13 protein-coding genes and 1 pseudogene are annotated in these 13,102 nt (G+C 71.6%); 10 read left to right on the top strand and 4 right to left on the bottom strand.

Going from position 1 to position 13,102, the window contains the following annotated elements; translation table 11 throughout:
• The first annotated feature begins 29 nt into the window (after positions 1-29).
• On the top strand, positions 30-776 hold the full coding sequence (locus ACIREI_RS07410) for a hypothetical protein (RefSeq protein ID WP_403328401.1): 747 nt from the start codon (positions 30-32) through the stop codon (positions 774-776).
• A 166-nt stretch (positions 777-942) separates the two neighbouring features.
• Positions 943-1,140: a hypothetical protein gene (locus ACIREI_RS07405; RefSeq protein ID WP_403328398.1), complete on the top strand. Its 198-nt coding sequence runs from the start codon at positions 943-945 to the stop codon at positions 1,138-1,140.
• 114 nt (positions 1,141-1,254) lie between these two features.
• On the opposite strand, the gene ACIREI_RS07400 is transcribed toward ACIREI_RS07405, so the two are convergent.
• Positions 1,255-3,015, bottom strand: a complete 1,761-nt coding sequence (locus ACIREI_RS07400; RefSeq protein WP_403328395.1) for a sigma-70 family RNA polymerase sigma factor — start codon at positions 3,013-3,015, stop codon at positions 1,255-1,257.
• Between the two features lie 253 nt (positions 3,016-3,268).
• Between ACIREI_RS07400 and ACIREI_RS07395 the strand changes: the two genes are divergently transcribed.
• Positions 3,269-3,682: an SsgA family sporulation/cell division regulator gene (locus tag ACIREI_RS07395; protein WP_403328392.1), complete on the top strand. Its 414-nt coding sequence runs from the start codon at positions 3,269-3,271 to the stop codon at positions 3,680-3,682.
• A gap of 172 nt (positions 3,683-3,854) precedes the next feature.
• Here ACIREI_RS07395 and ACIREI_RS07390 read toward each other — a convergent pair whose 3' ends face one another.
• Both ACIREI_RS07390 and ACIREI_RS07385 read right to left on the bottom strand, forming a co-directional pair.
• Positions 3,855-4,622: a PE-PPE domain-containing protein gene (locus tag ACIREI_RS07390; protein ID WP_403328389.1), complete on the bottom strand. Its 768-nt coding sequence runs from the start codon at positions 4,620-4,622 to the stop codon at positions 3,855-3,857.
• A 158-nt stretch (positions 4,623-4,780) separates the two neighbouring features.
• Positions 4,781-7,120 carry an NACHT domain-containing protein gene (locus ACIREI_RS07385; protein ID WP_403328386.1) on the bottom strand — a complete coding sequence of 780 codons (2,340 nt, stop codon included), beginning with the start codon at positions 7,118-7,120 and terminating at the stop codon, positions 4,781-4,783.
• Positions 7,121-7,367: 247 nt separating this feature from the next.
• On the opposite strand from ACIREI_RS07385, the pseudogene ACIREI_RS07380 reads away from it, so the two are divergent.
• The 7 genes and pseudogenes from ACIREI_RS07380 to ACIREI_RS07350 all read left to right on the top strand — a co-directional run.
• Positions 7,368-8,474 (top strand): annotated as a pseudogene (locus ACIREI_RS07380) (BTAD domain-containing putative transcriptional regulator); the annotation flags it as partial.
• Between the two features lie 599 nt (positions 8,475-9,073).
• Positions 9,074-9,784 carry a DUF6585 family protein gene (locus tag ACIREI_RS07375; protein WP_403328383.1) on the top strand — a complete coding sequence of 237 codons (711 nt, stop codon included), beginning with the start codon at positions 9,074-9,076 and terminating at the stop codon, positions 9,782-9,784.
• 185 nt (positions 9,785-9,969) lie between these two features.
• Positions 9,970-10,197, top strand: a complete 228-nt coding sequence (locus ACIREI_RS07370; protein WP_403328380.1) for a hypothetical protein — start codon at positions 9,970-9,972, stop codon at positions 10,195-10,197.
• 289 nt (positions 10,198-10,486) lie between these two features.
• Positions 10,487-11,332, top strand: coding sequence for an LLM class flavin-dependent oxidoreductase (locus tag ACIREI_RS07365; protein WP_403329435.1), 846 nt, complete (start codon positions 10,487-10,489; stop codon positions 11,330-11,332).
• A 100-nt stretch (positions 11,333-11,432) separates the two neighbouring features.
• The gene (locus ACIREI_RS07360) at positions 11,433-11,930 is read left to right on the top strand and encodes a hypothetical protein (protein WP_403328377.1); all 498 of its coding nucleotides are present in this window, start codon (positions 11,433-11,435) and stop codon (positions 11,928-11,930) included.
• A 61-nt stretch (positions 11,931-11,991) separates the two neighbouring features.
• The gene (locus tag ACIREI_RS07355; protein ID WP_403328374.1) at positions 11,992-12,294 is read left to right on the top strand and encodes a hypothetical protein; all 303 of its coding nucleotides are present in this window, start codon (positions 11,992-11,994) and stop codon (positions 12,292-12,294) included.
• 54 nt (positions 12,295-12,348) lie between these two features.
• On the top strand, positions 12,349-12,657 hold the full coding sequence (locus ACIREI_RS07350; RefSeq protein ID WP_403328371.1) for a barstar family protein: 309 nt from the start codon (positions 12,349-12,351) through the stop codon (positions 12,655-12,657).
• On the opposite strand, the gene ACIREI_RS07345 is transcribed toward ACIREI_RS07350, so the two are convergent.
• Entirely contained in the window at positions 12,625-13,026 is a 402-nt protein-coding gene (locus tag ACIREI_RS07345) for a VOC family protein (protein WP_403328369.1), read from the bottom strand. The two genes, ACIREI_RS07350 and ACIREI_RS07345, sit on opposite strands and share 33 nt — an antisense overlap.
• Positions 13,027-13,102: the final 76 nt, after the last annotated feature.

The following is a 13,102-nucleotide window of genomic DNA, read 5'->3' as shown; positions in this document are numbered from 1 at the left end:
CTGTCCAGCTGGGCACCAGACTCGGCGGTATGGAGTTGGAGACCGGGCGCGTAGGCGTGGGGGACATGAGGGATACGGGGGAGCTTTCGAAGGAGGGTGGCGCGGCGGACGGTGGCGTCAGCGTGATCGATGAGACCGCCTGGGTGCTCGTGCTCTTCTGTGTGGGGTGCGGGGCCGCCGTCGGCTGGTTGGTCACGGTTCTTGCGCATGGGCTGGTGACCTTGCGCTGGGCGCCGTTCAAGGGGCCCGCCGAGTTGCTGACCTCTGTTCCGGAGCCGTGGTTGGGCGTTGGGGGCGTCGTGGTGGGGGCCCTGCTCGGGCTGGTCGTCGGGTTTGTCGCGGTGCATGAGTCGCTGGCTGTCAGGGTCTCCCGGAGCCGTGTCGTTCTCGGAGTCAGGGATGCCACGCAGGAGTTCGATGGCGATGAGATCGGGCTCGTGGTGCGGGACGGCAAGCAGCTCGTGTTGCTCGGGGTGGACGGTATGGAGCTTGCTCGGGAGGACTGTCGGCTGTCCTGGACGCGGCTTGCCGGTGCCTTCGTCGAGCATGGTCATCGGTGGGCGGACGAGGATCCGCACCAGGAGGAGTTCAGGCGCTGGGTTCCTGGGATGCCTGGGCTGCCCGAGGGAGCGGACGCGCTGTTGAGGGCTCGGGCCGCGGCGCGGAAGAAGGGGGAGCAGGATGCCGACGACGCCCGGGAGCTGCGTCGGGAGTTGCTGAGGCTCGGCGTTGTCGTACGGGACGAGAAGAAGAGGCAGTACTGGCGTATGCCTTGACGGCCATGACGGCCATGACCGCCTCGTCGGCTCTGACTTCGGGGTTCTTCTTGCCTGTGTGTACGTCCCGCACGCGTTCCGTAACAGGCAACCGTGCAGCCGTATCGACGCCCGCGCGGGCTGCGAGGATGACGTTGACCTTGAAGGAAGAAGAGGGGGATCGAGCGTGACCGTGCTCATCCTGGTCGGCGTTCTCTTGCTCGCCGTCGGTGGTTGTGTCTGTGTCGTGTGGGCGTCGCGGGGTGGGCCGCGCTGGGTGCGCGGGGTGGCTGCTGTGACCCTCGCGGCGGGTGAGTTGGTGCGGGCGTCCGGGCGCTCGCGGCGGGGGTCGGGGTCGAACTCCGACTCCGGCACGGACGACTGACGACTGACGTTCTCCGGAAGTCGTCCGGTCGTTGCCCGCCCCGGCCCCGGCCCCGGGACGCCGACGCGGGCCGCGCCGACCATCAGGGTCGGCTCGGCCCGCGGTTGAGGTGGGTCAGATTCCGCAAGGGATTCCTGGGTTCTCGTTCTCCGGTGTTGGCTCCGGGGCGGGTGCGGGAGCGGGGGCAGGGGCGGACGTGTCCGGAGGAGGGGGGGCGCTCGGGGGCTGGGGTGTGTCCGGAGTGGCCGGGGCCTGGGGGGTCTCCGGTGACTCCTCAATCGGCTTCGGGTCTACGGGAGTTGGGGTCGGCGGCTCCGGCCTAGGTGAGGGCGACGGCGTTGCGGGGGCCTCGGCCTCCGGAGTCCCTGGGTTCGCCGGGTTCGCCGGGTTCGCCGGGCTCTCCGGTTTCGGGTCCTGCTCCCCCGCCCCCGGTGCATCCGGGTACGACGGTTCCTCATGCCCGGGCGCCCCATGTCCCGGTGCCCCATGCCCCGGCCCCTCCGGCTGCTCTTCCACCGGTGCCGGCACCGCCGGAGGCGCGGGCGTCGGCTCCTCATGAGGCGGTGCCGGGACGTCGGCGTCCGGCGCATCGGCCGCCGGCTCGGGTGCAGTGCTCGGCTCAGTCCCCGCCGCCACGCCACTCACCGCCGTATCCGAATCGGCCGAATCAGCCGAATCAGCTGGGTCGGCCGAATCGACGGCATTAGCGACCTCGGCGTCGACAGCCAAAGCCTCCACTCCGCCGTCCGTCCGGCGCTGTTCCGCCCGCTTCGTCACCGGCGTCCCCGCCGGGCCACCGGGCTCCCCCGGCGTCTCCGCCACCGCAACCGGTCCGTCCGGCGGCCGGGCGGCCACCGGCGCTTCCGCGAGCGGACCCCGGTCCGGTTGCGGCGTCGGGGACGGGGTGCTCGTGCCCAGGGCGAGCATCATCGCGAGGGCCGCGCCCGCGACCGTCGCGCCCGCCGCGATCGCCGTAGGCACCTTCGCACCGCCCGTGCCGCCGGTCACCGCCTGGCGGGCCGCGTGCAGTGCGGTGCCGATCTGGCCGCTCAGGGCGGCCGTGGCGCCGGCGGATCCGGCGATGAACGGCAGCAGGAACTTGCCCGCGCCGCCCACGGCGAAGACCAGCAGGGCCGGGCCGACCAGGGCGGGCAGGCGGTCGTTGGCGCGCATGAGCACCGCGAGCCGGCCGCGACAGTCGTCGCAGGCGTCCACGTGGGCGAGGAGACGTTCCGACTGGCGGGGCGTCGCGTTGCCGCGGACGTACGCAGGCATGCGCACCCAGTGGACCTCGCAGGCGGGGTCGTCGGGGGCGCCGGTCTGGTTGCGCAGGAACGCCTGGCGCATGCCCTCGCGGGCACGGTGCAGGAGTACGGCCGTCGCGCCCTGCTTGGCGCCGATGCGCTGCCCGACCGTCTCCAGCGGCTGGCCCTCCGCCTCCGCCAGCCACAACGCCTGCACCCAGCGCTCGGGCAGTTGGCCCAGTACCCGCACCAAGAGGTCCACGGAGGAGATCTGTTCGGCCGGGTCCACCGTGTCCCCCGCATGGACGGCGATCTCCGTGCGCTCGGCGGTCCGCGGGTCGTGCGGGGTCTCGCGCGTCTCGCCGACGACGGCCGTCGCCGCCAGGTGCCGGACCGTCGTCATCAGGTACGCCGGTACGTTCTCGATCTCGTGCCCCGCCGACAGCCGTCGCCAGACACGGAAGTGCGCCTCGGCGACCAGGTCCTCGGCGGCCCACGAGTTGTTGCGGGTGAGCGAGCGGGCGTAGGCGACCAGGCGCGGCTGCTGCTCCTCGTAGATGCGGGCGTACGAGGCGGTGGCGGACGCGGGAGGTGACGCCTGGGCGGGCACCTTGGGGGAACCGTCGGACATGGCTGGAACGCTCCGGTTGCCTGCGGGCTGGTGGGCGCGGACGAGTTTGTCAGCGTAGATGACTTAAAACTCAACTAAATGGTTCACGTGAGTTAGATCACAGGGGCGGACTTCCGATTCCGCGTAATCAACGGGCCTGCGAGGCGGTCGAGAAGGCGCACAGACCTCAACAACAGGCATCAACAACAGACGTCAACAACGGACACCGCCAACAGGCACCGCCAACAGACATCGCCATCGGAGAAGACCGACCATGCGCCTCGACCTCGAACAGCCCGTCCGCGCCCGCATCGTCACCCCCGAGTTCCCGGAGTTTCCGATCCGCCCCACGCTGCGCTACCGCGCCGCCGAACCCTTCGCCGTGCACATCGACTTCCCGGCCCATGTCTCGGCCGACGAGGACGGGGTCACGTGGACCTTCGCCCGCTCGCTGCTGGAGGAGGGGCTCGACGGGGCGGCCGGGGTCGGGGACGTACGGATACAGCCGTGCGGACGGTCCCGCACGGTCGTGGAGTTCCACGCGCCGCACGACATGGCCGTGATCCGGTTCGGTACGGCTTCTCTTCGGCGGTTTCTGCAGCGGTCGTACGCCGTCGTCGAGCCGGGGAGAGAGGATCTCGGGCCCGAACTCGACCACTGCCTCATGTCCTTGCTCGACGGGGTCTGAGCTCAGTGGGTCCGATGGGCGTCGGGCACGAGGAGAGCGGCGGGCCGGGTGGCATGCGGACGGTCGTACGGACCGTTGCACTCCGGCACGAGACGCGGGACGCGGAATGCGGGACGTGGAAGAGGCCCAGGTCAGAGCCTTCTGACCTGGGCCTTTTCATGTCCCTGCGCTGTCAGGACTCGTACCAGAACACCCCGTTCAAGCCGTCCTTGGCGATGGTCCGGGCCATGACGTTGCCGTCCTGGACGTAGCGCCTGTGCTTGTCGGTGAGGAAGAAGTCCAACGCTGCCACCGGCGTCGTGGCGTCGCAGGCCAGGTCGCCGCGGATGCAGAAGCGGGCGACCGGGATGCCCGGGAACTCCTTGGGGCCGGGGCCGGTGGAGGTGAAGCCGAGGGCGCCCAGGCCCTTGGGGACCTTGGCCCACATGCCGGTGTCGGGCTGCTTCGGGTCGGCGTAGAGCATGCCGTTGACCTGGTCCCGCGGGATGTCGGTGGCGCCGTTCGCGATCGTCTCCAGTACGGCGTCGGCGGCCTGCGCGCCCTGTGAGTAGCCGACGATCGTGAGGTGTGCGGTCGGGTCCTTGCGGTGGGTCTCCTTGACGGCGGCCAGGAGGTTCTCGTAGCCCTGGGCGACGCTGCTGTCGTAGCTCGGCGCGGTGATGTCGGGCGTGTTCTGGCCGTTGAGCCAGGGGCCGGCGCTGGCCGGGTAGCAGACGGGGACGACCTTGGCGCCCTCCTCCAGGTACTGGTTGGCGAAGCCGTACGTGATGGTGCAGTGGGGCGCGGGCTGCGCGGTGCCGGTGCCGCCGATCTCGATGTAGTAGTGGCTCGGGGCGTCGTCGGCCTGCGCGACGGTGGGTGTGAGGGCGGCGGCTGCCGTCATCGCCGCCGTGACGGCGACGGCCTTGGCTCGGCGGGTGAGTCGCTTGGTCTTTCGCATGGGTGTTCCCCCGGTTCGGATGGCGTGCACGGGCAGGTGGTTGGTGGGACGGCGCCAGACGTTAGGGACGGGCGATGAAATCGCCGTGAAACTCGACCGGGCGGAGGCGCGAGGCGCCGGTCGCTGGACGCCGGGCGATGGACGCCGGCCGCCGGGTGCTAGCGCTGTTGGTGGGCCTGGGCGAGGTGATGTTGCAGGCGGGCGTGGCGGAACTGGTAGACCGCGCCGGCCTGGCGCAGTACGCCGCGCTGGTAGGCGTCCTCCAGGAACGTGACCACGTTCCAGGGCAGGCGGCCGGTCAACGGCAGCCAGATGCGGGCGAGTACGAGCCACTGGCCCCAGGCGGTCATCGTGAGGGCGTATCCAAGGGCCCCGCAGAGGCCGCTGATGGTGCCGGTGACGAGGCTGGCTGTGGGACTCCAGAGGAGCTGGCCGAGGTGCCCCTGGAGGAGGTCGACCACCACTCCGGATCCGAAGCCGACCACCGGACCGAAGGTGAGCGCCCAGACGAGCAGTTGGGTGATCACTGTGCCGCGGTTGGTGTCGAGGAGACTCCGGGGGTGGACGGCGGAGCGGATGTCGAGGGGGCTTTCCAGCAGGCCGAGGAGGCAGAAGGTGAGTCCGGTGCCGCCGCTGAAGAACAGGCCGTAGACGATCCCGTCGACCACCCCGATGTGCAGCGCGATCGAAAATCCGGTCTTCCAGACGAGCCCGGAGTTCATCACGCCGACCACGAATCCGTAGCCGAAGCCGAAGGCCAACCCGCCGAGCATCCCGATGAACAGTCGAGGGCCGGCCTTCCACCGAAAGGTCCCGGGCCTGCCGCGGATCTGCAGGCGTACGACAGACGGTGTCACCGGTATGTCCTTGACCGCGAACGTGAGCCAGTGCGCGCACCCGAACATGAGCCCGGCGAGGACTCCGACGATCACGCCGTCCACGATCGGCCACGGGAACGAGCTGCCGATGACGGTCGAGACGGCGCAGTCGACGAGGCCGATGGCCAGCCCGACCATCAGTGCGGTGACCAGCGTGCGGGTGGAGCGGCTCAGTCCGCTGCCGAGTCGCCACCAGGCGAGGTCCGGGGTCTGGAGCCGGTCGAGGTGGTGGGCGAGGTAGCCGAGCCAGTGTCGGGCGCGCTCCGGATCGAAAGTGGGGCGAGGTCCGTGGCCCGGGGCCTGCGGGAGTCGGCGGCGGTAGACGGTGGGGATGAAGTTGTCCAGGAGGTGGTCCTCCAACTCCTCCGGGCCGGCGAATCGGTCGGTATCGAGGAGCGAGGCCGGATCGTGGTCGGGTGTGTCGCTGTAGATGGTGCGGGCGAGCGTGACCATCAGCGGGGTCGTCAGGACCGTGGCGAGGGGGGACGCGGCTCCGTCCCGTGACTCCTCGCCCAGTTCGGTCAGGACCTGCTTCCAGGCGTTCGTGTCGGGGTCCGCGCGGCCGGTCTTGCGGGTGGTGAGGGGCAGGTAGTCGGCCAGGTCGTCGAGGGTCAGGTCGGTGAGTTCGATCGCGGCGGCGGCGGTCAGGACGTCGGTCTCGGCGACGGCGGCGGCGTATTCGGCGGGGCGGCTGGTGAGCAGGAGGGGGAGGGTGGTGGCGTTGAGGGCCTCCAGGGCGGGGCGGCGCAGGCCGGCGGCCATCTCGTCGAAGCCGTCCAGTACGGGGAGGATGCGACCGGACTCGACCAGCGCGGAGGCCAGGCTCTGCCCGTCGGGGCCCTGTGCGGCGTAGCCGGGGTGATCCCGCGTCAGCCGAGCGGTCAGCCAGTCCCGCAGGGTGATCTTGGTGGGGTTCCAGGCGCCGATGCTGAAGATCACCGGGACGGGGTCCGTGTGGCTGCGGGCGGCCAGGTAATCGAGGACGAAGCGCAGGGCCAGGATCGTCTTTCCCGAGCCCGATCGGCCCAGCACCACCAGTCGTCCGGACGGGATTCGCCGGAACGTCTCGGTGATCTGGTCCAGTTGGCCGTCCAGGTCCACGGGGTCGGCCGGGGCCGTGTCCCTGGTGCGGCGCCGGAGGATGATGTCCCAGTGGTCGGTCAGTGACTCCGGGGCCGTCCGCCAGCGGACCGGGAGGGGGGAGGGGTCCTGGACCTGCCGCTGTTCCTCCTCGCGCTGCCAGCGGGCGGCGACCAGTCTCGCGAGTTGTTCGGCCGGGTCGGCGGGCGTGAGCGGCGGGGTGAGCGAGGTGGGCGCTGCCGACTCGGGTTCGGGCTCCGGACCCCGCCCCGGCTCCGGCCCCGGCTCGGGATCCGGCGGTGCGGGCTGTCCCGGGTCGAGCAGGCCGGCAGCGATCAGTAAGGTCTCCCGGTCGTCGGGGCCGAGTTCCATGGCGTCGGCCAGTTGCTCCACCGTGTTCATACGGGGGTTGGAGCGCTTGCCTGTTTCCAGGCCCCGGATCGTGCTCACACTGACCGCCGAGCGCTCCGTCAGCTCCTCCTGAGTCATCCCCTTCTCGCGCCGCAGCCGCCGTAACTCATCGCCGAACTCATTGGCCACAGTTCACGACCCTTCCCCCCTCAGAAGTCGATTTCCGCAGGTGGGGACAGTAGCGCGGCTACCGGTCACATATGGACGGTTCGATGGCCTGTCCACGCTTCCTCCACCTCCGCGACCTTCGATGACATCGACGCGATCAACGCGATCAACGCGATCAACGGGATCGGCGCGATCGACGGGGATCGGCGCGATCAACAGGATCGACCGGGTCGAGTGCATCGACCGGTCCGGAGAACGGGGAACCACCATGCCTTCGACGACCTCACCCCAGGGACGCCCGAGCCGTCCTGGGCACCCGAGCCGCGCGAGCCGGTCCAGCCGTCCGAGCCCCGCGGCCCTCACCGCTCAGGAGCGCGAGGTGCTCTACGCGCTCGGATGCGGACTGGGGGACGCGGAGATCGCCGACGCCCTCGCGCTGCCCGAGCATGTGGTGGCCGGACAACTGGGCCGCGTCCTGGTGAAGTTGGGACTGCGGGACCGGGCCGCCGCCATCGTGTACGCCTTCGACTGCGGTCTGGTCCTGCCCGGTCAGGGCCCGCGTCGGCAGGCGGCGGCTGTGGGGGCCGGGGGCCGGCAGCGGTCGGGCCCCGCGTCCGGGCCCTGGCTTCGGGTCTCCGTTCTCGGGCCGTTGCGGGCGTGGCTCGCTGGGCGGCCCGTGGACGTCGGGCCGCTGCGGCAGCAGGCCGTCCTGGCGGCGTTGGCGCTGAGCCCGGACCGGTCGGTCAGCCGACGGGAACTGCTGGACGGCGTCTGGGGGATGGAGTCGCCGGGCGGGAACGTCGTACCGGTCTATGTGTACCGGCTGCGCAAGAGTCTGCGTCTCGGGGAGAGCGCGGACTCGGTGATCCGGAGCGACCGGTACGGCTACGGGCTGGTGCGCGGGGTGGCCGAGGTGGACGTGGCGTGCGTGGAGGAACTCGTCACCGAGGCCGGGGCGGCCGAGCGAGCCGGTGACCTGTCCGAGGCGGTACGGCTGTGCGCCCGGGCACTGGAACTGTTCCGGGGCGAACCGCTCGCCGGACTGCCGGGGCCTTTGGCCGAGTTGGAGCGGCTGCGGCTCACCGAACGCAGGGTCGCGCTGGCACAGCGGAAGGCGGAGTGGCTGCTGCGGCTCGGCCAGGACGCCGAGGCGATCGCCGAACTGTCCGCACTGGCCCTGGAAGAGCCACTGAACGAACCGGTCGCGGCCCTGCTGATGCACGCACTGCAGCGCGGCGGCCGACGCGCCGAGGCCCTGGCCACCTTCGACCGCACCACCCGCCGGCTCAGGGAGGAGTTGGGGGTGGCTCCGGGAGATCTGTTGGTGCGGGCACGGGGGGCGGTTCTGCGTGGGGGTGGAGCGGGTGTGGGTGGGGGTAGGGCGGGTGTTGGTGGGGCGGGTGCTGGTCGGGGCGGGGCGGGTCCCGGGCGGGGCTGGGCGGGGCCTGGTCGGGAGGGCGCGGCTTACGGGCGGGGTGGCTCGGCTTACGGCCGGGAGGGCACGGCTCACCGTGAGGGCGGCTCGGCTCGCGGTCGGGGCAGCTCCGTTTCCGTCCGGGCCGACTCAGGATCCGACAGGGAGGCCGCGGCTTACGGCCTGAACAGCGCGGTTTCCGGCCCGGCGGGCGCAACCGCCGGCGGGAACGGCTCAACTCCCGGCGGGAACGGCTCAACTCCCGGCGACACCGGCACGATCCACAACCGGAACAACTCTCCCCACAGTCGAGACAGCGCAGCTACCAGCCAGGACGGCATGGCTTCCAGTTGGGCCGGCACGCCCCACCGCGGAGACAGCTCGGCTACTGGTCGACACAGCGCGACTTCCGACCAGACCGGCACGCCCCACCGCGGGAACGGCTCAACTCCCAGCCGGGACAGGACGGCCACCAGTCGGGACAGTACAACTCCCAGCCAGACCGGCACACCCCCCACCCGGGACAGCGCGGCTCACCCCCGTAAGCAGGCCGGTGCGGCATGAGCGAGCGGGCTCCCCGGGGACGCGACGACGACCGCGCCGGCGAGTTGCTGTTGGCCAGGGTTTCCGAGGCCGCGGGACGGGCGCGGCTCGGCAGGCGGCGGGCCACCTATCGGGCGCCGCTCACCGAACCCGGCCTCTGGTGGGCCGCCGCCAGAGGACTGCGTCGTCTGCGGCGGGCCGGTGGCAGGACGGAGTCGAGCGCGGGCGCGCGGCTGGACTTGTACGAGCACGGGCTGACGGTGGCCGTCGATGGGCGGATCCATGTCGTCCGCTACGACACCACCGTGGTGCGTCGACGCAGGGTGCTGTCCCCGCAGGGCCTCGCCCGCGCCCATGTACTCGTCGACGTCGACGGTGAGCGGATCGTGCTGCGCTCCGGCGACTTCGGCCATTCGGGGGTGTGGGAACCCGAGATCCGCCGGGCCGTCACCGAAGCACAGGTACCGCGGGCCCTGGCCGCGCTGGCCGAGGGGGCCCGGCTCGCCTTCGGCCCCGTGTGGATCACCAGGGACAAGGTCGGCTCCCGAGGGACCTCCCTGCGTTGGGCGCAGATCCAGCGGATCGAGATCCTCAACGGCTCCGTCGCCGTACGCGCCGCCGGCCGGTGGCAGGTGTGGGGAACCGTCACGTCCGGGATCCCGAACCTCTGCGTCCTGCACGCCCTCGCCGAGCACCTGGCCGCGGGCGAGCGGGACGACGACGACTGACGTACAGCCCCGGACGACTGACGTGCCCCCCCTTTGACGTACGACTCCCCCTTTGACGTACGACTCCCCGTTTCACGGCGATTTCACAGGCCGCTTCTAGCTTCCGACCGGACGTGCCGACGACGGCCACACCCCAACCCCCGAGCCCCGAGCCCCCGGGCTCGTCACGACCGAAGGAGACCGGCATGGCCGACAGCTACCGATACCGGTGCGGTGAGTGCGGGCACCGCACCGCCTGGGGCAGCGAATCCCAGGGCGAGCAGGCGATGGAGACCCACTACGCCCGACGCCATCCGCATGTCGCCCCCGGCGGAATGGTCGAGTTCCGCAAGGGGTCCTCCGGGTGCGGCTCCGGTTGCCTGATCGCCCTGGGGATCGTGGTCCTGCTCCTGATCCTCGCTTCCCGGCACTGACGCCGGCACGGGACGGCCAGTGCGTCATCCACTCGGGCGGCAGCAGTGAAAACAGCCCTCACGGCAAACGGCCCCGACGGCACACACAAATGGTTTGTCCCGCGAAATCGGCTCGACCTACAGTGAGTTGACTTCGATGAGACGTTCCCCCGGATAGAAGCCGCAGAGCGGGAGCGTCCCACCTCACCGAGGCCCTTGGAGGCTCACGGAGGTGCCGGAGGGGCGGCAGCTGTCTTTGTCGACCCCTCTTTTCGGAGGCTCCTTCATGAACGTCGGTATGGACGCCCGCATGAACGTAGGCATCGGCCTGCCCATCGGCGACCCCACCACCCTGCTCACCTGGGCCCGCCGCGCCGACGCCGGTCCCTTCAGCACGCTCGGCCTGCTCGACCGGCTCGTCTACGACAACCCCGAGCCGCTGGTCGCGTTGGCCGTCCTCGCGGGCGCCACCTCGCGCATCCGCGTCCAGACCGAGGTGTTGCTCGCCCCGCTGCGGGACACCGCCCTGCTGGCCAAGCAGGCGGCCACCCTGGACCGGTTGACCGGCGGCCGCCTCGTCCTGGGCCTCGGCATCGGCGGCCGGGAGGACGACCACCGGGCCACGGGCACCGACCCGCGCACCCGGGGGCGGCGCCTGGACGAGCAGATGGCGACGCTGTGCCGCCTGTGGTGGGGCGAGCCGTACGGCGACGGCGTCGGCCCGATCGGTCCGGCGCCCGCCCGGCCCGGCGGCCCGGAAGTGCTGTTCGGCGGCTTCAAGCCGGCCGCCCTCGAACGCGTCGCCCGCTGGGGCGACGGCTTCCTCGCGGCGGCTCCGCCCTCCTGGGCGGGCGGCCTGTTCGACACCGTCCGCGGGTTCTGGAAGGAGTACGGCCGCGACGGCGAGCCCCGCCTCGTGGCCCAGGTGAACGTCGCGCTCGGTCCCCAGGGCGTGCTCGACGACGCGCGCGCCCGCATGCACGCCTACTACGCCTTCACCGGCGCACCCGACCGCATGACCGCCGACCTGCTCACCACCCCGGCCGAGATCCGCGCCGCGCTCACCGCCTTCGCCGACCTGGGCGCCGACGAGGTCATGCTCTACTGCTACGGCCTCGACCCGGACCAGGTCGACCGCCTCGCCGACCTGCTGTAACGCCCCTGTTGCCGGAACTGTGGGCTCCACCACAGCCGGGTGCGCCGAGCCCTGTTGGACTCGGCGCACCCGTCCGTCGTCCGCCCGGCCTGGAGGCCACGTGTTCCTGCTGATCCTGCTGTTCGCCGTGGTCGCGGTGATCGTCGCCGTCGGCCTGTGCGGATACGGCGGCCGCACCCTGTCCGACCACGGCCTGCGGCGCGCCGGCGCTCCCGCCGTACTGCGCGGCGTCGCCGCCCTCGCGGGCGCGGGCGCCTGCGCCCTGTACGCGTGGGGGCTGCTCGCCGTCTGCGGCGCGGTCATGACGGCGGAGGACGGCGGCACCGACTCCTCGCCGCCCCGGTCCTGCCGTACGGCGGGCTGGTCGGAGCGGCACCAACAGGGCATCGAAATCGTCGACTACAAGGTCACGTACGTCCCGCTCGGCTTCGTCTGCGAGACGAGCGACGGCGGGAGTTACGACAACGGTGACGTGCCCGGGTACGTCAACCCGGCCGTCCTGGGCCTGGGCCTCACCGCCGCCGGGGGCGCGATCGGCTCGGGGTACGCCTCGGAGCTGCGGGCCCGGGCGGAATCGCGCAGGGGCCGGGCCGGTTAGCCTCGGTTCTCCAGGGACCGGCAAACATGGCCGGGGCCCGGCAGAAGTGGTGGGAGGCAGCATGGCGAGGATCCCCAGCGCGGTGGTCGCCGCGGGCGGGCTCGTGGGTGGCTACGGCGTGGCCCGCTGGACCAGGAAGCGTCAACTGGGCGGGGCCGTACTGGCCGTCGCGGGGGCCACGGCCGCGCAGCAGTGGCGGCAGCAGGCGGGCGGGAAGGCCGCGGGGGCGCTGACCGCCGCCTATGTGGCCGCCTTCGCCGGGTCGCATCCGCTGGCCAAGAAGGTGGGCGCCTGGCCAGCCGTCTTCGGGGTGGCGGGGGCGGTCGCCCTGGCGTCCTGGGCGGTGGCGGACCGCAGGGGCTGAGGCAACGGGCTCGTCCCGTCGCCCGGCCCCGGCGGCGCTCGCTACCCTCCCGCCATGCCGAGGAAGACGCCGACCGAGCTGGTGGTGGACCTGCGGGGGCGGTCGTTCGACTCGCTCGACGACTTCTGGGACGCCGTCGCCGGCCCGCTCGGACTGCCGGAGGGGTTCGGCCGGAACACGGAGGCCCTGCGGGACACCCTCCAGGTCGGCGGCGTCTCGGAGGTCGTCGACCGCCACGACGTCGTGAGTGTCCACGTCGACAAGCGCGGCGTCTTCACCTCGCGGGACCGCGAGACGCGGGCGTTGCGCAGAGCGTTCGCCGGCCCGCGGTCACGGCTGGTCGCCCACGTCGTTTTGGACTGACGTCGGTCCGGCGCGCAGATGCGTCAGAACGTTCACGACCCGCCCGCCCGGATCCCGTACGAAGAAGCGCCGTACGCCCCACTCCTCGTCCCGGAGCTCCCGTACGACCTCCGCGCCCGACGCCACCACCTGCGCGTACACGGCGTCTACGTCCTCGACCTCCACGCTCAGATCGGGGACGACGTGGGCGGTGCGTTCCTCGGTGAAGAAGCTGATCTGGGCGGTGGGGTTGGCGGGGGACGCCATCGTCATCACCCAGCCCATGTGCATCACCTCCTCGAAGCCGAGCAGGCCGTAGAAGTCCTGGTTCGTCCGCACGGCGGCCTCGGACCCGACGTGGACATTGGGGACGATCCTGCGGATGGTCATCGAATGCGGCTCCTGATCGGCGTCGGTTCTCCGTGATCGGCGTGCGGAGTTTCTGTTATCCCCCGCAGTCTCCCCC

It is taken from the genome of Streptomyces sp. NPDC093591, assembly GCF_044764885.1.
Classification (GTDB): domain Bacteria; phylum Actinomycetota; class Actinomycetes; order Streptomycetales; family Streptomycetaceae; genus Streptomyces.
This window is presented reverse-complemented; position numbering and strand designations above follow the sequence as displayed.

Coding starts and splice junctions, on each gene's coding strand:
- ACIREI_RS07395 (WP_403328392.1), top strand. CDS start 3,269: ATGCGCCTCGACCTCGAACAGCCCGTCCGCGCCCGCATCGTCACCCCC.
- ACIREI_RS07375 (WP_403328383.1), top strand. CDS start 9,074: ATGAGCGAGCGGGCTCCCCGGGGACGCGACGACGACCGCGCCGGCGAG.
- ACIREI_RS07400 (WP_403328395.1), bottom strand. CDS start 3,015: ATGTCCGACGGTTCCCCCAAGGTGCCCGCCCAGGCGTCACCTCCCGCG.
- ACIREI_RS07410 (WP_403328401.1), top strand. CDS start 30: ATGGAGTTGGAGACCGGGCGCGTAGGCGTGGGGGACATGAGGGATACG.
- ACIREI_RS07365 (WP_403329435.1), top strand. CDS start 10,487: ATGAACGTAGGCATCGGCCTGCCCATCGGCGACCCCACCACCCTGCTC.
- ACIREI_RS07390 (WP_403328389.1), bottom strand. CDS start 4,622: ATGCGAAAGACCAAGCGACTCACCCGCCGAGCCAAGGCCGTCGCCGTC.
- ACIREI_RS07370 (WP_403328380.1), top strand. CDS start 9,970: ATGGCCGACAGCTACCGATACCGGTGCGGTGAGTGCGGGCACCGCACC.
- ACIREI_RS07345 (WP_403328369.1), bottom strand. CDS start 13,026: ATGACCATCCGCAGGATCGTCCCCAATGTCCACGTCGGGTCCGAGGCC.
- ACIREI_RS07355 (WP_403328374.1), top strand. CDS start 11,992: ATGGCGAGGATCCCCAGCGCGGTGGTCGCCGCGGGCGGGCTCGTGGGT.
- ACIREI_RS07350 (WP_403328371.1), top strand. CDS start 12,349: ATGCCGAGGAAGACGCCGACCGAGCTGGTGGTGGACCTGCGGGGGCGG.